Raw genomic sequence first — 16,782 nt, forward strand, 5'->3', positions numbered from 1 at the left:
AATGACATGGTGTTGAACCATCGTATTCGTTCTGGGGCTGCTCAGCATTCTCGGTGTGAGCTCGGTCATTCATTTATGTATGCGCTTACTTTTATGAAGGGACAGTTAATGAGGCTTATCGTATAGGAGCAGAACCAGTCGGGGCAGCATGAACAGATTTATGGGCTTAATGGTATTCATCCCATTCTATTAACGAGGTGAATGATTAATGAAGAAAACCGTTCATACTGGACCCATCAAGCTGCCTGCGCGGCCTGATCCGAAGCTGTGGGTCAGCAAAGCGCCTTTTGGGCTAGGACGAATTAAGCCGCATCATATTCGCGATACGCTGAAGGTGGCGTGGGACAACCGCGATAATTTGCCTTATGCTTACCGGATTTTGACGCAGGGGGTATGCGACGGCTGCGCGCTGGGCGTATCCGGGCTATATGATCAGACGCTGAACGGCCCTCATATTTGCACGACCCGGCTGAATGTTCTGCGGCTTAATACGATGCCGGCCATTAAGGGGGCAACGCTGCATTCGGATATCGATGAGCTGCGCAAGCTGGACAGCACGCAGCTGCGCAAGCTGGGGCGCTTGCCGTACCCGATTATTAGGGCCAAAGGGGAGCGCAGCTTCCGCAGGCTGTCATGGGAGGATGCGCTGGACCGGATTGCGGCGAAAGCAAGGTCGATCGATCCGAAGCAGCTGGCCTTTTATTTAACGGCGCGCGGAATAACAAATGAGTCCTATTATGTGGCGGCGAAGGCGGCGCGGCTTATCGGTACAAACAATATTGATAATGCCTCGCGAATTTGCCATTCTCCCTCCAAGACGGCGATGAAGCGCTCGGTTGGAGTAGGGGCTTCAACCTGCAATTACAAGGATTGGATCGGTACGGATGTGCTTGTATTCTGGGGCAGCGTAGCCGCCAATAACCAGCCTGTATCCACTAAGTATATGTATGCTGCGAAGCGGAAGGGAACCAAAATCATCGTCATCAACCCTTACCGCGAGCCAGCGATGGAGGGCTACTGGATTCCGTCTATCCCGGAATCGGCTCTCTTTGGCACGAAGCTGGCTGATGACTTCTATCAGGTTAACATCGGAGGCGACATCGCGTTCATGCATGGCGTGATGAAGTGCTGGTTCGAGATGGAGGAGGAGCAGCCGGGATCGGCGATTGATCATGCATTCGTTCAGGAGCATGCGAATGGATATGAGGAGCTGAGGGCGCATGTCGTGCAGCAGGATTGGGAGCTGCTCGAGCAGTCATCCGGCCTGACAAGGGAGCGCATGAGGGAATTCGCTGTGCAGCTGGCAGGAGCGAATTCCGGCGTATTCGTGTGGAGCATGGGGCTTACGCAGCATCGGTTCGGAACGGACAATATTTCGCAGGTGGCGAACCTTGCGCTGCTGCGAGGCTTCCTCGGACGCGAGCATTGCGGCTTGATGCCGATCCGCGGCCATAGCGGCGTTCAGGGCTCGGGTGAAATGGGAGCCGACCCGTTCAGCCTGCCTGGCGGCGAGTTTAAAAGCGGGGATATCAGCCGAATAGAGCGCCTGTGGGGCTTCAAGCTGCCGGATTGGCAGGGCGATATCGTCGGCGTATCGCTGGAGAACGCTTTGCTGCCGGAGCAGCATGAGCGAAGGCTGAAGCTGTTCTATACGTCCGGCGGCAATTTTGTCGAGACGATGCCGGACCCTGATTTTGTGAAGCGATGCTTGGAAGCGGTTGATCTAAGGGTGCATCAGGATATTGTGCTGAACAGCTCTACGCTGCTGGACGCGCAGGAGGAGGTTATCGTGCTGCCGGCAATGACGCGTTATGAGCAGCCAGGCGGCGGCACGTCGACCTCGACGGAGCGGATGGTTTATTTTTCCCCGATGATTGAAGGGCCTAGGATGGAGGAGGCTCGTTCGGAATGGCAAATCTATGCGGACCTTGCTGCACGCATTCGGCCTGAGCTGAGAGAAGCGATAACCTTTAAAGATGCATACGCGGTCAGGCGGGAGATTGCTTTAGCGGCGCCCAATTATGATGGCATTCAGAAGCTGCGCAATAAAGGCGATGTGTTCCAGTGGGGTGGGGCGTGGCTGTGCGAGGATGGCATCTGCCCAACGGCTGACGGCAAAGGCCGATTAATCCCGATTGAGCTGCCTGAGCTGCGTATACCAGAAGGCCATTTCTATGCGACGACGCGGCGAGGCAAGCAGTTCAATTCCATGATTTATGGTGAAAAGGATGCCTTCAACGATGCCGGTCGCTACGATGTGCTGATGAGTGGAGCGGATTTAGCCAAGCTTGCGATTGCTGAAGGAGATGCGATTGTGGTGTATAACCGGAACGGCACCTACCATGGCCGGGCAAAAAGCGAGGACATCGCGCCTGGGAATATCGAGCTGTACTGGCCGGAGGGCAACAGTCTTTTTCCGAGAGGGGTATATGAGCCGCTTGCGGGCATTCCTGAATACAATACATCGGTAATAGTGGAGCGGGCAGAAACGTATCATGCATTTAAGGATACGAAATATATCGAGAAGCGGATCGTCGAGCTTGAGATGGAGCCGCCGGCATAGGCTGGCAGCTTGGCAGGAGCGAAGCGCGCTTAAGCGTGATGCGAAAGGGGACCATTCGGATGGATTTATCCAACACGACCAAATGGCGGATACTCAAATACGACGGAAGCGCGCGCTGGGAGAAGGATGACGACATCGCTGCGGAATTTCCGCTTACCTTAAAGCTGGATGGCGAGGAGTTCGCAACCTTGGTTTGCTCGCCATCTGACCTGCAGGAGCTTGTCATTGGCTTTCTCGCTTCTGAAGGCGTTATACGGGCGGCTGGGCAGGTGAAGTCCTTGAACATCCATGAGGATACGGGATTTGCCTACATCGAGCTTGAACATAAGCATACGGCGAGCCTTGACCATTACTCCAAACGCTTCATCGGCTCCTGCTGCGGGAAGGGGCGCCAGTTTTATTTGCACAACGATATGCTTACGGCAAAAACGATCATGACCCGTACGAAAATAACGGCTGAGCAGTGCATTCGCTTTATGCGGGAGCTGCAGGAAAGCTCTGCGGATTTCCGCAGCACGGGCGGCGTTCACAACGCAGCTATCGGTAGGCCTGCCGAGCTGCTCGCCGTTCGAACGGACATCGGCCGCCACAACGCGCTCGATAAGCTGTTCGGCTATTGTTTGCTGCATCGGCTGCGCACCTCGGACAAAGTGATCGCATTCAGCGGAAGGCTTTCCTCGGAAGCGGTTTTGAAGGCGGCGAAGATCGGCTGCGGCATTTTGCTCAGCAAGTCAGCGCCTACGGACCTCGCTCTTCGGCTCGCGGACGATCTGGGCATCACCTGCGTAGGTTTTATAAGGGGCGGGGAAATGAACGTCTATACGCATCATGACCGAATTGATTTTGGCAATTGATTGACAGCTTGGTAGTGATTGTATATCATTTTAAATGAAAATGATTATCACTACGGAATGAGAAGGAGTTCAAGATGCTTTTACGATTTTTTGCCTATTATAAGCCTTACAAAAAACTGTTCCTGCTTGATTTCTGCTGTGCGGTTCTGCTCTCGGTGCTGGAGCTATGCTTCCCTCTAGCGGTCAGCTATGTGATTGATACGCTGCTGCCGGACGAGAATTGGGGTCTGATTATAACAGCTTGCGCTATCCTTCTCGTCGTTTATGTTATTAATACCATATTGCAATATGTCGTCACCTACTGGGGGCACATGCTTGGCATTAATATTGAGACGGACATGCGGAAGAAGCTGTTCGATCATATTCAGAAGCTGTCGTTCCGATTTTTCGATAATACGAAAACAGGCCATCTTATTTCGCGCCTTACGAATGATTTGTTCGAGATCGGCGAGGTTGCCCATCACGGTCCGGAGGATATGTTCATAGCAGCAATGACGCTCGTCGGCGCTTTCGGCATCATGGCTTATATTAATTTGGAGCTAGCCATTCTAACGTTCATCATTGTTCCAATTATTATATGGCTCGTTCTGATGTTCAACGGCAAAATGACGAAAGCAGCGAATCGGCTGTTCTCGGATATGGCTGATTTCAACGCGCGCGTAGAGGATACGGTTGGCGGCATACGTGTCGTTCAAGCGTTCTCGAACGAGAAGCATGAAAGAAAGCTGTTCAAGGTCAACAACATGCGCTTCCGTGAAGCCAAGCTAATCTCCTACAAAATTATCGGCTTGAACTCGTCGATTACGTACATGCTGATGAGGCTCGTATCGGTATTTGTACTAATTGCGGGCACATGGTTCGTTATTAAGGGAGAATTGAAATACGGCGAATTCGTTAGCTTTGTTTTGCTAACGAATATCTTCTTTAAGCCGATTGAAAAAATTAATGCCGTTATCGAGAGCTATCCGAAAGGCATCGCCGGCTTTAAGCGCTACGTGCAGCTGCTGGAGACAGCGCCAGACGTTGCGGATAAGCCGGATGCTGTAGAAGTGGATCGTTTAAGCGGAAATATTGTTTATCAAAATGTTACGTTCGGTTATGAGGGCGAAGCGAAGGTGCTTCAAAATATCGATCTGAAAATCCGCGCAGGCGAGACGATTGCTTTCGTTGGACCATCCGGTGCCGGCAAAACGACGCTTTGCAGCCTGCTGCCGCGTTTCTATGAGATCGAGGACGGCAGCATTTCGGTTGACGGCTTCGATATTCGCGATCTGAAGATGGAATCGCTGCGGAAGCAGATCGGTATCGTTCAGCAGGATGTATTCCTGTTCGCGGGCACGATTCGTGAAAATATTGTTTACGGCAAGCTGGGCGCATCCGATGAGGATATTTGGCAGGCAGCTCGCAGAGCGAAGCTCGAGGAATTCATCCATGCGCAGCCGCAGGGACTGGAAACGGTTGTCGGCGAACGCGGCGTGAAGCTGTCCGGCGGACAGAAGCAGCGCCTTGCAATTGCGCGGATGTTCCTCAAAAATCCGCCAATTCTCATTCTCGACGAAGCGACATCGGCGCTCGATACAGAAACAGAAGCGGCGATTCAGCAGTCGCTCGCTGAGCTGTCCGTCGGCCGGACGACGCTCGTGATCGCGCATCGCCTTGCGACGATCAAAAATGCGGACCGCATCGTCGTTGTGACGGAGCAGGGCATAACCGAGCAAGGCCGCCACGAGGAGCTTGTGTCGGCGGGCGGCATTTACAGCCGCTTGCACCACGCGCAGTTCGGCACCAAATAATCGCAGGGCGATGCCTTAGCGAAGGTTGAACCAGGGAGAGTGGAAGGGCTGACTCCAAAGTCATAACCGGATTCACTCCATCCCGATTTTTGACAGGAAGAATTCAAAAAAAACGCCTCCAATCCCGCTTGAACAGTGGTTTTGGAGGCGTTTTTCTTATGATTTGGAACTCGTTTATTTTCGAGCATTCCCTTGAAACAATCTTCTTCTTTATTATCGCAGACTACTCTTCGGCTGCTGTTCCCGCTCTGATCGCCACAGTGCAGAAAATACAGCAGAAACCCGACATGCCACTCCGAATGAAAGGCTGCGCTGTAGAAAATACAACAGAAATAGCCGCCAATGTGAACAATGAGAAGTTATAGGGTGATGCTGTTGTACTAACTACAGCGTAGCTGGAGAGAAGTCGATAAGGAGAAGATTCTGTTGTACTAACTGCAGCGTAGCTGGAGTGAAGCCGTTAAGGAGGGGAATCTACTGTAAAAGATACAATTAGAGAATTAATAAGAGAACCTTTAACATAGTTATGGACAAAAATGAAAAGCGGCTGCCGGCCTATTGCCGGCAGCCGCTTTATTTAATGTGCTTAACGGCTGCTGCGCTGCTCCGCTTTCACTAGCCTCAGCAGATCCCGGATACCGTTTGCCACCTTATCGGGGGATATGTTTTTGGCCATCGCATCCGCACGAATTTGCTCGATCACCTTTACCGCTTTAGCTCCAGTTACGGTTAGTACCTTGACGTCCCCGCCCATGAACGTCTTGATCTGGCTTGCTGCCATCGCCAGATTGTCGTGGCTGCCTTCGTTCGTGACGCTGTTGCCGCCGAGGCCGTCTTCCGGCGAATAGCCTTTGCCAGAAAGCCCTTCGGTATGATCGAGCAGCTTTCTTTGCAGGTTGTCATATTGCGAAGCGGAGGCCGTATGCTTCTCCGCGGCGAGCACGACTGTATCGTCAAAGACGAATACGCGCACGTCCGGGATGCCGATGCCGCTGAGGCGTGATTCCAGATGCGCGGAGAAGCCGCTTGCGTGCAGCCCGGAGCTGCCGATCATGCTGTAGACGGATGTGCCCATGCCATTAGTGGTTTTACCATGCTTATTGGTCGTATGCAGCTTCTGTCCGCCTTCGCTTGGAATGATGGAGGGGTCATGAAGCATATGAGCCTGCTGCTGCTGATCAGATTTTGTTTGTGTGTTTGGCGTTGTTCCATTGGCGCAGCCGGTAAAAGCCAATGCCAAAGCGGCAGATGTCAGAACGAGCAGTTTGCGGGTGGTAGTCATTGAAGAATCATCCTCCATAGGTTGCATTTTGTTTTTAGGATGACCCTTTCTATGAAATGAATATTCATGAGTTCTTGGAAAATAATAAAGGGGAAAGATTGAAGCTTCCAGGAGGTGCAAGCATTGGATCGGATAGACAAAAAGAAAGAGCCAGGCAAACGCGCGGTAGATAGCAGCTCCCGTCGTAAGTTTCTTGTCAATACAGGCTATGCGCTGGGCGGTATTATGGTGGGCGGGGCACTCGGCTCCCTGATCAAAAGAAAGCCGGCCACGGATAATGCGCCTGCAGCGCCGGATGGCGGAAAGACGCCCGAGGCCAAAAACTACAATCGCGCGCTCATGTTTTTTACGCAAGAGCAATTCCGAATCACCGAGAGCGCGACAGAGCGTATTTTTCCCGAGGATGAGAACGGTCCCGGTGCAAAGTCGCTTGGGGTAGCCTTCTTCATCGACCACCAACTGGCCGGGGAATGGGGCTTCAACGGGCGGGATTATATGACGCCGCCGTTTTTCACGGGAGAGAAGGAGCAGGGCTACCAAGGACGGTTGAAGCGGCGGGAAATATTCGAAATCGGACTGCGTGAGATGGAGAACTACAGCATGACCAAATACCAGAAAAGCTTCGTGGAATTAGCCGGCGAGGAGCAGGATGAGGTGCTTAAGAGCTTCGAGTCAGACGCTGTGAAGCTGACGACGATCTCTGCCAGCAGCTTCTTCAAAATGCTGCGAAGCAACACCCTTGAAGGCGCGTACAGCGACCCGCTATATGGGGGCAATATGAACATGAATGGGTGGAAGATGCGCAACTATCCGGGCAATCAGATGAGCTATGTCAGCATCATTGATAAGGAATTTACCAAAATCGAACCGAGCAGCCTGCAAGATCATTTGGTTTCTCATTAGCGAATCGGAGGATAATATGGCCAAAACATTACCGAAAACCGACGTCGTCATCGTAGGCGTCGGATGGTCCGGCGGCATCATCGCCGCGGAGCTGACGAAGAAAGGCTTAAACGTAGTCGGACTAGAGCGAGGCAAAGAGCGGAAGACCGAGGACTATTTTATGATCCATGACGAGCTCCGCTACGCGCTGCGTTACGAAATGATGCAGGACTTGTCCAAGGAAACGATCACGTTCCGCAGCAATGAGAAAATTCGCGCGCTTCCTATGCGGCAATACGGCTCATTTCTAATAGGAGACGGGCTTGGTGGAGCCGGCGTTCATTGGAACGGCCAAACGTATCGTTTCTTGCCGTATGATTTTGAAATCCGCAGCAAAACGATTGAAAAATACGGGAAAAATAAAATTCCGGCTAATATGACGATTCAGGATTGGGGCATCACCTACGACGAGCTGGAGCCGTATTACGAAAAATTCGAAAGTATGGCCGGCATTTCGGGCGAGGAGAATCCGCTTGGCGGCAAACGAAGCAAACCCTATCCGACTCCGCCAATGAAAAAATCGCCCGCGATGCAGCTGTTTGTCGATACAACTACCCGCATGAAGCTGAATCCGTATATGATGCCTTCGGCGAATTTATCGGAAAATTATACGAATCCCGACGGTATTGCCCGCGCGGCTTGCCAGTACTGCGGATATTGCGAGCGCTTCGGCTGTGAATACGGAGCCAAAGCCGATCCTGTGGTGACCGTCATTCCGGTTGCCAATAAGACGGGAAAGTTTGAAATTCGCACCCATTCAAACGTTCGTCGGATTTTACATAAAGGCGGAAAGGCGACAGGCGTCATGTACACGGATGTGACCACGGGAGAGGAAATCATTCAGCCTGCGGATATCGTCGTCGTGACGAGCTATGTGTTCAACAATGTTCGCCTGCTGCTCATGTCTGGGCTTGGGAAGCCTTACGATCCGTCGACAGGTACGGGAGTCATCGGCCGGAACTATGCGTATCAGGTCATCAAAGGCAGCGCTGTAGGCTTTTTCGAAAAACAGCAGTTCAATAGCTTTGCGGGCGCAGGCGCGCTGGGCGTCTCAATCGACGATTTCAATGGCGATAACTTTGACCACTCCGAGCTGAATTTTATCCATGGAGGCGTCATCGCGATCGGTCAAGCCGGCGCTCGTCCGATTCAGAATAATCCCACTCCGTCGGGTACAGCCTCATGGGGTTATGAATTTAAGGAAAAATCAGTCCATTATGCGAATCGTACGCTTAGTATTGGAGCGCAGGGGTCCTCGATGGCGTTCAAGCATCATTTTCTCGATCTGGACACAACTTATAAGGATGTCTATGGCGACCCGCTGCTCCGCATAACGTTCGATTTCGAGGAGCAGGATCGTGAGCTGGCGAAGTTTCTGTCACATCGCTGCTCGCAGATCATGAAGGAGATGGGCGCGGATAAAGTCGATTATTTAAAGGAGCTCGGTCCGTACGAAATCATGACCTATCAGTCCACGCATAATACGGGAGGCGTCATGATGGGAACGACTCCAGACACATCAGCGGTTAATAGGTATAGTCAATTGTGGGATGCGGACAACGTTTTTGTTGTCGGAGCAAGCTCATTTCCGCAGAACGCCGGCTATAATCCGACGAATACGGTTGGAGCGCTGGCTTACCTTGCAGCAGAGGGCATTTTGAAGTACAGGGAAAAGGGCGGTTTGCTCGTCTAATTGGATGAAGCGCCTGTAAACCGCAAAAAAAGGCCGCTCCCGAAGTGATCGGGGCGGCCTTATTGCTGCTGCGGACTAAAGCAGCTTCTTGATGTCATCCTTTTTGTCCGTGGACGGATCGTCTTGCTCCTCGTCGACAATGCCGCGCGTCGAGCTGCGGAATTCACGCAGCGTATCGCCGAATGCCCTGCCGAGCAGCGGCAGCTTAGCAGGCCCAAACACGATGAGCGCGATAAGCAAAATGATTACTAACCCTGACACGCCGATATTGTTAAACATGTGCAAATCTCCTTTTTGGTTCAAGTTGGGGAAGGGACAGCGGCAAGCCGCTTGGCATACCTCCGTGTAACGAGCACGCTGATCTCGAAGAGCAGCAGCAGCGGAACGGTTACGGAGAGGTGTGAGACAAAGTCCGGCGGGGAGATGCATGCCCCGACAACGGCTAGACTGACATAGGCGTATTTGCGCGAGCTGCTCAGTCGCTCCGGAGTCAATAGTCCGAGCCTCGTCAGAAACAAAATAATGAGCGGCATCTCGAACGCAACACCTAGCGGGAACACGACGCTGAACAGAAAGCTGAAATACCGGTCGATGCCGTATGTCTCAACTGCGCCTACGTTATGGTTCATTTCAATCATGAATCCGAGCATCATCGGAAATACGAGAAAGTAGCTGAAGGATACGCCTGTGAGAAACAACAGGAAGGATACGGGCACATAGGCCAGCGTCCCCTTTGCTTCTGTTTCCGTTAAGCCCGGCCGCACGAATGCCCATGTCTGATACAGCAATACGGGCAGCGTGAACAAAATGGCGAACAGGAAGGCGCAGCGCAAATAGATGAACAAACCGTCCGTGAACGAGAAGACGTTCCACTCCACCGATTTGGCGGTTAGCCCTGACTTGATGTATCGCAAAATGGCTGGGGACATGTAGAGCCCTCCGCTCATCGCGACGAAGAAGCAGGCGATCACAATGATCAGCCTCTTCCGCAGCTCGGTCAAGTGGTTGACCAGATCCCCCTGAATATCCACATTTTCACCCCGCATTACAAGCTTTTTACTATTAATCCCCCATGATATTTCCTTAGGATAACCAGTAACCTTACGGTTATTCGCTGCTTTGCCTTTTTTGAAAATCTTTGGGAGCGTTTGTATATGACCTATGCATTTCGGGAAACGTAACAACGATTCTCCCTGAATTAGGAGGCAATACAATGATGAGAAAAAACAAATGGTTTCTATGGATTGCCGGTACTGTACTGGTAATCGGGCTGTCCGCTTGCGGCGGCAATAATACGAATAACGGAGTAAACGAGCAACCGCCTGCCGAGAACAACGGGGGGAACGGGGGAACAACCGTTAATACGGAAGAAGCGGAATCCCTATACGGGAAAAACTGCGTAAGCTGCCATGCCGTTGACCTCTCTGGCGGCGTAGGTCCCAACCTGCAGAAAATAGGCTCCAGAATGACCGTCGATCAGATCAATGCGCAAATCAGCAACGGCGGAAACGGAATGCCTGCTTACAAAGGGCAGCTTAAGGATACTGAGATTGCAGCGCTCTCAGCGTGGCTGGCCGAGCACAAGTAGCGTTGGCAAAATGAATGGTATAGGTTTTGAGAAGGGGCAGCTGCGGCTGCTCCTTTTATTTTGTTGCGATGAAATAGTTATAAATAGTGGGAATGAAGGGAGTTAATGATAAAATAACGTTAACCCCTGATGCGGTCAGGGCCAGTGTCGTTTATCAAAAAGAAGCAGGTGCCACCATGACAGTATTAGAATTGTTGCCGGAGCCGGAATGGTTAAAGAAACAAATGCTTGTACAAGCCGCTTTGAATATCATTTTGTGTGAGGAAGATTGGCTTCGTTATCATAGTTTTGATCCTAATTGGGGCCAGAACATTTCACTCGCGAAAATCGACAACGGAGCGGGAGATCACCTGTTTATTCTCTTTGCATCGGAAGGCACCTTGTTAAAAGGGTTTGATCACGAATCTGAGCTTAGTCCGTATGCAAATGATGAAGAAGAAATAGCGCCGGGGATTTATGAAGCGGTTCCTAGCGCACTCAGTCATTTACTGGAGGATGATGCGCTTGAGCGGGAGGACGTTACTTTTTGTATTTGGCGAGAAAAGAGCGACACGGCGTGGAAAAAAGGAAACGCTGAGGTATCTGAACACGTGGATGGCTCCGGCTTTTTGATCGGTGCGATCTTTCAAACAGCCGAAGATTATGTGGAGTTTGCCGAAGGCTATTTTGAACAACAGTTGCCGTTCGAAGTCGTCTCGAAAATTTATCAAGGAAATCCGATCACGGATGAAATGATCCGAACGCTTAATCCAGAACGCAATGTGGAGGAAACACTGAAAGAGCTGGCGGAGCTTGGATTTTAAGGAGGTATGTGTGACCTTGAAATATGGCATAATCGCTTCTGTTGGATGTGCTTGTGTGGGTATCATAGCCTCCATACCGAGTTTATGGAATCTCTATATTGTCGTGCTCATTTTATATCTCATTTCCGCCGTAAAAATGAAGGCTGTCGATTATTTGGATCGATAGTCTTTTTTTTGATGTGGTTTATACGGGGAGGTTCTACAAAAGTTAGAACTGTTTGCAGCTCATGCGCTTCGTTATGATTAATAAACAACAGCGAAATAAGCTGCAAAGGATGGGGGAGCCAGCATAATGGATCAAGCGGTAAGTCTCATGATACGAAAGTTTTTTACGACCTATATCGTAACCGCTTTAGCTTCATTCTTGATGGCAGTCTCAAGCGTGTTCGGGAATGGGGAGTGGGTGCTTGCCTACAACCGTGGGAATGAGCTGATCGGCTGGACGTTTATCTACATTATGTATATCGGAACAATCATCCTCATTTACGGGAACGCGGTGTCGTTAGGGTTAGAGTGGATAAGGCAAAAAGGAATTATTCCATACTCATGGATTGTGATTGTCATGCACGGTATTTTTGGGATGGTGATCGGTCTCCTATTTCCATATGGGTTGTTAATCGTATGCGGAATGGCGATTGCATTAGGATATGGGGTTATCGACTGGTGGCTGAGAGTAAGGCCATTAAGGCCAGCGGGCATGCTCATCGTTGTTCTTTTTCCCGTACTTCTGTTTGGGGTGTCTTGGGGGACACTGGAATACCTTTCGCCCCCGATGCCGCCTTTTACGATAGAGGAGGCTGTTGCATTTGCTACCGATGGGGAAGGAACGTCTATAAGTGTATTCCCTGATGAAATTGGGCGATGGCAGGGAGTGATCGACGGCTATCAGGTAGTCAGAGAAACAAGCGCGCAAGCCATATCCAAAAACGAATACATCGTTACCTTTAGTGAAAGCTGGACAAAAGAGGCGGAAATGAGCTCGCGGTATCTGTCTTACCATGTAGAACGCTCAGGAATGACCATGTACAAAACAGAAGGAGAAGACCCGCCGTATCTCAGCCGCACGTAGATCAGGGAAGGGAAATAGGGAAGCAGTCTCTAATATAATAGATTAGGGGTGATTTCGATGTTTTCAAAAAAGAGGCATATCAGGATGGATAACGATGATTTCGTTGAAGGTGATGAGAACGCTCAGGTTTGTGTCGTCGTAACTTTTCCTGATTCCTCGCGATGGCTCACGAATGTCTATACTTTAACATGCATCCAGTCGATTCGAGAGGATGCTTTGAGCAGCGGCAATGACGCATATATGTGGTCAACTCGGCCTTTAATTATCGTCGATAAGATAAGCAGGCAGCATATTGAAGAAATGATTGATAAGAGCATTGCCGATAATAGCTTTGAGTACTTCTTTGAATATTTTGGCGGAGTTGAGCCAAGGCAGATTAAACAGTACCCTGAAGGTTTTTTTGACAAGGAATCAACAATCGATCAAGATCTTGTTTTACAGCAAGCGAGCACCCTGCTGCAAATGCTGGGGCATTCGAGCGATGAATGTAAGGGAATGGTCAAGAATACTTATTTGGCGAGCGGGTAGATGGGATCGAGCATTTGAAGCTCCTGCCGATTCTGGAAGCTAAACATATAAGAGCGGAGAAAGCGGATTTTGACGGACAAGACCTCAAGCGCATGTGGGAGCAAGCTTTTGCCGATGGATTAGATGCTCCTGAAAAAGAAGCCATTTATATGGATCAGTTTTTATGGCATCTATTTAGCTATAAGAGAAAGCCGTGCTTAAGCGATGAGGCGGCTGTTGAAGCATTTTGTAACGTTGAAAAGCAAGGCTGTTACGTCTTTTACCAGCATGGATGTTCGGCTATCTATATCGAAAATGCGGCTGATTTGACCTTGGCAGATTTGGAAGGCGAGTCTGACATCTATGTCGTGGATAAGACGTTTCAATGGACCTATGTGCAGACGCATGAGTCGCAGTGCGGGCCATATTTTAGCTGCAAAAGTTAATCAGGGAAGAGGTCCCATTACGTTATGGAACCTCATATTCGCTAATCATAGCTGTTGGTGAGTCGCCATATTTGCTTATTTCATCCAGAGAGTTGATATTGTGTATGCTTTGTCCTCGCTCGTCTACTATAGTGTGCCGAATGCCCCTTGAAGGACGTGGGCTAGAGGTGTAGTAGATGCCGTTCTCTGGAATTCGTATGACCTCATATCCCTTAATCCTCGGAATAGGCGGATAATGAGGCTCGCCATAATGGATAGTGACAGTACCGTGAAAGCTATGCGGAATTTGGTGGATAACCGGCCTGCTCTTCTCGGCTTCGGAGACCAGCGTACTGACGGCGAAATAGATGATGATCAGGGATGCAAGCATAAATAGCTTGTGTCCCCGTTTTTTTGACGCAATGAATGAACCAACCGTAAACACGAGAGACGAGCTGGCAAAGAGGATCATAAACAGGCCTAGCTCAGGAGAGAAGAGATCCTGCAGCCGCCATATGCCAAAGCCCATCAGGAAGGGAACGGATGCTGCCGCGACGACGCTTAATCCAATCAGAAGAATCAGTCGCAGCCAGAGCGCTGCTTTACTCCAGCGGAACATGAGTGTGTAGAAGGGGAGGATGACAAATAGATATGGAGGGAGAGTCCACACAATAAACTTACTCGATTCACTGCCGATTCCTTGGTGATAGACGAGCGACAAATAGCCGAGATAAGCAAGAACTCCTGCAAAATAGCTCGTCACCGCCACCAAAATATAAAAAAGTATTTTTTTCATATGCTGCGCACCTCTTCTTTCTAAAAGCCTCGTTCGGACTCTTAAATCATAGCGCACACATGGAATGCCGCAGTAGTTCTATCTTTTGTAGTACCGGAATGATGATCCAGTTGTAATCAAATTTATATATGTCTTTACGAATTAGAATTTCGTCAGACTTCGTAAAATGAGTATTAGACTGACCCCAATGAAAGAAAATACGACAGCCATGGACGAGATAATAAAGTCCTAGACTGCCGCTATTTTATTGAACTATCGCTTCCCGTTAGTACAATAAGAAAAATTCGAGCTCTCTAATTCAATACAAAGCTAACTTATAATGGATATAAAAAGATTAAATGAATCAATGAAAAGTAGACCGCTTTGTAAGCATCCGTGCTTATTATAAGTGTAATTATGAAGAAAGAATAGCTAATAGATTACGGATAAATATGGCTACCTCCAAAATGTAATCTTATCAGAACCTAATCGAACGGACTCATGCCCAGCTTCTTTGGCTTTTCCTATTGAAATAATCATTACTGGAGCATAGCGTTCTTCATCTAAATCAAATGCTTTTGCTAACTGATCAACTTCAAAGCCTGCCATTGGATTCGTATCATACCCGTGTGCACGAGCCACTAACATTAGCTGCATGGCAAAGAGACTGCTATCGATTTTTGCAACTTCAACTTTCAATTCTTTTGATAGAGTCGGGAACATCGTTAGAATAGTTTTGAGTTGACTATCTCGTACTTCAGCGGGCATTTTTCCTTGTTCCACTGCTGTATTGTAAATTTCTTCAGCATATAAATAGCTTTCGGTATCACCAAAAATTAATAACATGGCTGATGAAGTATCATTTTGTAAAGTATTGAAACGCATAAGAGGTCTTAGTTTTTCTTTTCCTTCTGGAGTATCAACCACAATTACACGCCAAGGCTGCATATTTGCAGAGGATGGCGCCAAACTGGCTTCCGAAATAATCTCGCCTATCTCCTCTTTCGATATTTTAATATTCTCATCATAATTACGCACAGAACGTCGTCCCTTGACTATATTGGCGAAATCGTTATTTTGAATATTGTTAAACATAACATCTCTCCTTTTGACAACATTAGATTTTTTGACATTGTGTATGTCGTTCGTTATCATATTCGTATTATGAACTATAAACTTAGGTTTATAGCAATAACAAAAGAGGTCATATTATGAAAATAAATGATGTTTCAAAATTAACTGGTCTGCCAATATCAACATTGAGATTCTATGAACGTAAAAACCTAATTCCGGACACATTTGTTAAAAGAGATGTAAATAATTATCGTATTTATTCTGAAGAGATTGTTGAATTTCTAGATGATGTGAAGGCACTGTTATCCGTAGACTTTTCTATAGAAGAGTTAAGTTTGCTCGTAAATCAACAACTTAACTTATCTTACGAGGTAAAGAAGAAAATGGTTGAACAAAAAATCAAAGAAATTGAGGATATCCAGAAGAGATTGAGAAAGTCGAAAAAATTCTTGCATGCAAGTTTGGAAGGAAAAGCGAATTTTCGAACAAAGTGTTAAGGACAATTAACATAAACATAGATCTATTAAATTATCGCTAACACCACTATTATTACCTTCGCTCAACCAACAGCAAACTCACAGAACCCTACCGAGTCTATAAGAAAGAAGCGCCAGTCTAAAACATGATTATCATGTTCCAGACTGGCGCTTTCATAAGACAAGCTTATATTTCCTTCCGTTTAAAATAGAGCAGGCCGGCTGCCAGAAATAAAACAAAGCTGCCCGTAATGGTGACCAGTATGTTGGTCAGCGGCAGGCCGAGGCCGCCAAACTCTTGATCGCTATAGCTCAGCATGGTCAGCATAGGCTGTGCCCAAGGATAGAAAGGCGCGAACCTTTCAGAGTTAATAATCAGCATATTAGGTATGGTCAGCATGACGTTAATGACAAGCGGAGCGGCGAAGCTGCTCCAGCCTACGGATACAAGCAGCTGCAGAGCCGCTAGCGGAAGGCAGGCAAGCCAGCCGCCCCCAATGCCCGCAAGCAGCATTCTCCAAGGAAAATCCCCACCCAGTCCTTGATAGGAGGCGGCGATCAAGACTGCGCCAAGGAACAACAATTGCGTTAAGGCAAGCAATAGAGCGACAACGGTGAATTTGGCGAAATAGAGGCCGGTCCTGGTTATCGGAAGCGTGAGCAGCTGCTTCCAGCCTCCGCCAGCATGCTCGTATCTGCATACGAAGGCGGAGAGGATGCCCGTGAGTATGGGCAAAAACAGCATGGCATGGAACGTTGCCATTGCAGAAACGAGCATGGCATATTTCCCGAACTCCCATGATGAATCCACATTGTCGAGGGAAACGAATACTCCGATGGCAATAGACAGGAGCGGGCTTATCGGAAGGAGGAGCCAAATGAATGATTTGGACAGCTTAAGATACTCCGAAGCGACTAGTCGAATAAAGGCATTCATT

The 16,782-nt window shown here is 48.9% G+C and carries 18 protein-coding genes; 12 read left to right on the top strand and 6 right to left on the bottom strand.

Annotated elements, in window-relative coordinates; translation table 11 throughout:
• The first annotated feature begins 208 nt into the window (after nt 1-208).
• From HI950_RS23390 to HI950_RS23405, 4 genes are all read left to right on the top strand, one after another.
• Nucleotides 209-2,563 carry an FdhF/YdeP family oxidoreductase gene (locus HI950_RS23390; protein WP_169087724.1) on the top strand — a complete coding sequence of 785 codons (2,355 nt, stop codon included), beginning with the start codon at nt 209-211 and terminating at the stop codon, nt 2,561-2,563.
• 59 nt (nt 2,564-2,622) lie between these two features.
• The gene (fdhD, locus tag HI950_RS23395; RefSeq protein WP_169087726.1) at nt 2,623-3,417 is read left to right on the top strand and encodes a formate dehydrogenase accessory sulfurtransferase FdhD; all 795 of its coding nucleotides are present in this window, start codon (nt 2,623-2,625) and stop codon (nt 3,415-3,417) included.
• Between the two features lie 74 nt (nt 3,418-3,491).
• Nucleotides 3,492-5,210, top strand: coding sequence for an ABC transporter ATP-binding protein (locus HI950_RS23400; RefSeq protein ID WP_169087728.1), 1,719 nt, complete (start codon nt 3,492-3,494; stop codon nt 5,208-5,210).
• 158 nt (nt 5,211-5,368) lie between these two features.
• The gene (locus HI950_RS23405; protein ID WP_169087730.1) at nt 5,369-5,575 is read left to right on the top strand and encodes a hypothetical protein; all 207 of its coding nucleotides are present in this window, start codon (nt 5,369-5,371) and stop codon (nt 5,573-5,575) included.
• A 221-nt stretch (nt 5,576-5,796) separates the two neighbouring features.
• Here HI950_RS23405 and HI950_RS23410 read toward each other — a convergent pair whose 3' ends face one another.
• Nucleotides 5,797-6,492 carry a hypothetical protein gene (locus tag HI950_RS23410; RefSeq protein WP_169087732.1) on the bottom strand — a complete coding sequence of 232 codons (696 nt, stop codon included), beginning with the start codon at nt 6,490-6,492 and terminating at the stop codon, nt 5,797-5,799.
• Nucleotides 6,493-6,615: 123 nt separating this feature from the next.
• Here HI950_RS23410 and HI950_RS23415 point away from each other — a divergent pair, with 123 nt between their 5' ends.
• A complete protein-coding gene (locus HI950_RS23415) occupies nt 6,616-7,395 on the top strand; it encodes a gluconate 2-dehydrogenase subunit 3 family protein (RefSeq protein WP_223285454.1) in 780 nt (259 codons plus the stop codon).
• 16 nt (nt 7,396-7,411) lie between these two features.
• Nucleotides 7,412-9,127, top strand: coding sequence for a GMC family oxidoreductase (locus tag HI950_RS23420; protein WP_169087734.1), 1,716 nt, complete (start codon nt 7,412-7,414; stop codon nt 9,125-9,127).
• A 75-nt stretch (nt 9,128-9,202) separates the two neighbouring features.
• On the opposite strand, the gene tatA is transcribed toward HI950_RS23420, so the two are convergent.
• Together tatA and tatC are read right to left on the bottom strand one after the other, a co-directional pair.
• A complete protein-coding gene (tatA, locus tag HI950_RS23425; RefSeq protein WP_169087736.1) occupies nt 9,203-9,406 on the bottom strand; it encodes a twin-arginine translocase TatA/TatE family subunit in 204 nt (67 codons plus the stop codon).
• A 20-nt stretch (nt 9,407-9,426) separates the two neighbouring features.
• Nucleotides 9,427-10,158, bottom strand: a complete 732-nt coding sequence (gene tatC / locus HI950_RS23430; protein ID WP_317618435.1) for a twin-arginine translocase subunit TatC — start codon at nt 10,156-10,158, stop codon at nt 9,427-9,429.
• Between the two features lie 182 nt (nt 10,159-10,340).
• On the opposite strand from tatC, the gene HI950_RS23435 reads away from it, so the two are divergent.
• The 5 genes from HI950_RS23435 (at nt 10,341) to HI950_RS23455 (ending at nt 13,540) form a co-directional block, all read left to right on the top strand.
• Nucleotides 10,341-10,715: a c-type cytochrome gene (locus tag HI950_RS23435; protein WP_223285455.1), complete on the top strand. Its 375-nt coding sequence runs from the start codon at nt 10,341-10,343 to the stop codon at nt 10,713-10,715.
• Nucleotides 10,716-10,807: 92 nt separating this feature from the next.
• Entirely contained in the window at nt 10,808-11,518 is a 711-nt protein-coding gene (locus HI950_RS23440) for a hypothetical protein (RefSeq protein WP_223285456.1), read from the top strand.
• Nucleotides 11,519-11,810: 292 nt separating this feature from the next.
• Complete coding sequence (locus tag HI950_RS23445; protein ID WP_169087742.1) at nt 11,811-12,587, top strand: hypothetical protein; 777 nt, start codon at nt 11,811-11,813, stop codon at nt 12,585-12,587.
• Between the two features lie 84 nt (nt 12,588-12,671).
• A complete protein-coding gene (locus tag HI950_RS23450; RefSeq protein ID WP_169087744.1) occupies nt 12,672-13,115 on the top strand; it encodes a hypothetical protein in 444 nt (147 codons plus the stop codon).
• A 14-nt stretch (nt 13,116-13,129) separates the two neighbouring features.
• Complete coding sequence (locus tag HI950_RS23455) at nt 13,130-13,540, top strand: DUF4275 family protein (protein WP_169087746.1); 411 nt, start codon at nt 13,130-13,132, stop codon at nt 13,538-13,540.
• Nucleotides 13,541-13,562: 22 nt separating this feature from the next.
• Here the strand turns inward: HI950_RS23455 and HI950_RS23460 are convergent, their stop codons facing one another.
• Nucleotides 13,563-14,315, bottom strand: a complete 753-nt coding sequence (locus tag HI950_RS23460) for a DUF6843 domain-containing protein (protein ID WP_169087748.1) — start codon at nt 14,313-14,315, stop codon at nt 13,563-13,565.
• Nucleotides 14,316-14,750: 435 nt separating this feature from the next.
• On the bottom strand, nt 14,751-15,389 hold the full coding sequence (locus tag HI950_RS23465; RefSeq protein WP_169087750.1) for a nitroreductase family protein: 639 nt from the start codon (nt 15,387-15,389) through the stop codon (nt 14,751-14,753).
• Between the two features lie 116 nt (nt 15,390-15,505).
• On the opposite strand from HI950_RS23465, the gene HI950_RS23470 reads away from it, so the two are divergent.
• A complete protein-coding gene (locus tag HI950_RS23470; protein ID WP_169087752.1) occupies nt 15,506-15,865 on the top strand; it encodes a MerR family transcriptional regulator in 360 nt (119 codons plus the stop codon).
• 166 nt (nt 15,866-16,031) lie between these two features.
• On the opposite strand, the gene HI950_RS23475 is transcribed toward HI950_RS23470, so the two are convergent.
• Nucleotides 16,032-16,781: an ABC transporter permease gene (locus HI950_RS23475; RefSeq protein ID WP_169087754.1), complete on the bottom strand. Its 750-nt coding sequence runs from the start codon at nt 16,779-16,781 to the stop codon at nt 16,032-16,034.
• Between the last annotated feature and the right edge of the window lies 1 nt (nt 16,782).

This window comes from Paenibacillus sp. PL91 (genome assembly GCF_012935325.2).
GTDB lineage: Bacteria > Bacillota > Bacilli > Paenibacillales > Paenibacillaceae > Pristimantibacillus.

Excerpts from the sequence above, each read along its gene's own strand:
- HI950_RS23390 (WP_169087724.1), top strand. The coding sequence starts at position 209 with ATGAAGAAAACCGTTCATACTGGACCCATCAAGCTGCCTGCGCGGCCT.
- fdhD (WP_169087726.1), top strand. The coding sequence starts at position 2,623 with ATGGATTTATCCAACACGACCAAATGGCGGATACTCAAATACGACGGA.
- HI950_RS23400 (WP_169087728.1), top strand. The coding sequence starts at position 3,492 with ATGCTTTTACGATTTTTTGCCTATTATAAGCCTTACAAAAAACTGTTC.
- HI950_RS23405 (WP_169087730.1), top strand. The coding sequence starts at position 5,369 with ATGATTTGGAACTCGTTTATTTTCGAGCATTCCCTTGAAACAATCTTC.
- HI950_RS23410 (WP_169087732.1), bottom strand. The coding sequence starts at position 6,492 with ATGACTACCACCCGCAAACTGCTCGTTCTGACATCTGCCGCTTTGGCA.
- HI950_RS23420 (WP_169087734.1), top strand. The coding sequence starts at position 7,412 with ATGGCCAAAACATTACCGAAAACCGACGTCGTCATCGTAGGCGTCGGA.
- tatA (WP_169087736.1), bottom strand. The coding sequence starts at position 9,406 with ATGTTTAACAATATCGGCGTGTCAGGGTTAGTAATCATTTTGCTTATC.
- HI950_RS23435 (WP_223285455.1), top strand. The coding sequence starts at position 10,341 with ATGATGAGAAAAAACAAATGGTTTCTATGGATTGCCGGTACTGTACTG.
- HI950_RS23440 (WP_223285456.1), top strand. The coding sequence starts at position 10,808 with ATGAAGGGAGTTAATGATAAAATAACGTTAACCCCTGATGCGGTCAGG.
- HI950_RS23445 (WP_169087742.1), top strand. The coding sequence starts at position 11,811 with ATGGATCAAGCGGTAAGTCTCATGATACGAAAGTTTTTTACGACCTAT.
- HI950_RS23450 (WP_169087744.1), top strand. The coding sequence starts at position 12,672 with ATGGATAACGATGATTTCGTTGAAGGTGATGAGAACGCTCAGGTTTGT.
- HI950_RS23460 (WP_169087748.1), bottom strand. The coding sequence starts at position 14,315 with ATGAAAAAAATACTTTTTTATATTTTGGTGGCGGTGACGAGCTATTTT.
- HI950_RS23465 (WP_169087750.1), bottom strand. The coding sequence starts at position 15,389 with ATGTTTAACAATATTCAAAATAACGATTTCGCCAATATAGTCAAGGGA.
- HI950_RS23470 (WP_169087752.1), top strand. The coding sequence starts at position 15,506 with ATGAAAATAAATGATGTTTCAAAATTAACTGGTCTGCCAATATCAACA.
- HI950_RS23475 (WP_169087754.1), bottom strand. The coding sequence starts at position 16,781 with ATGAATGCCTTTATTCGACTAGTCGCTTCGGAGTATCTTAAGCTGTCC.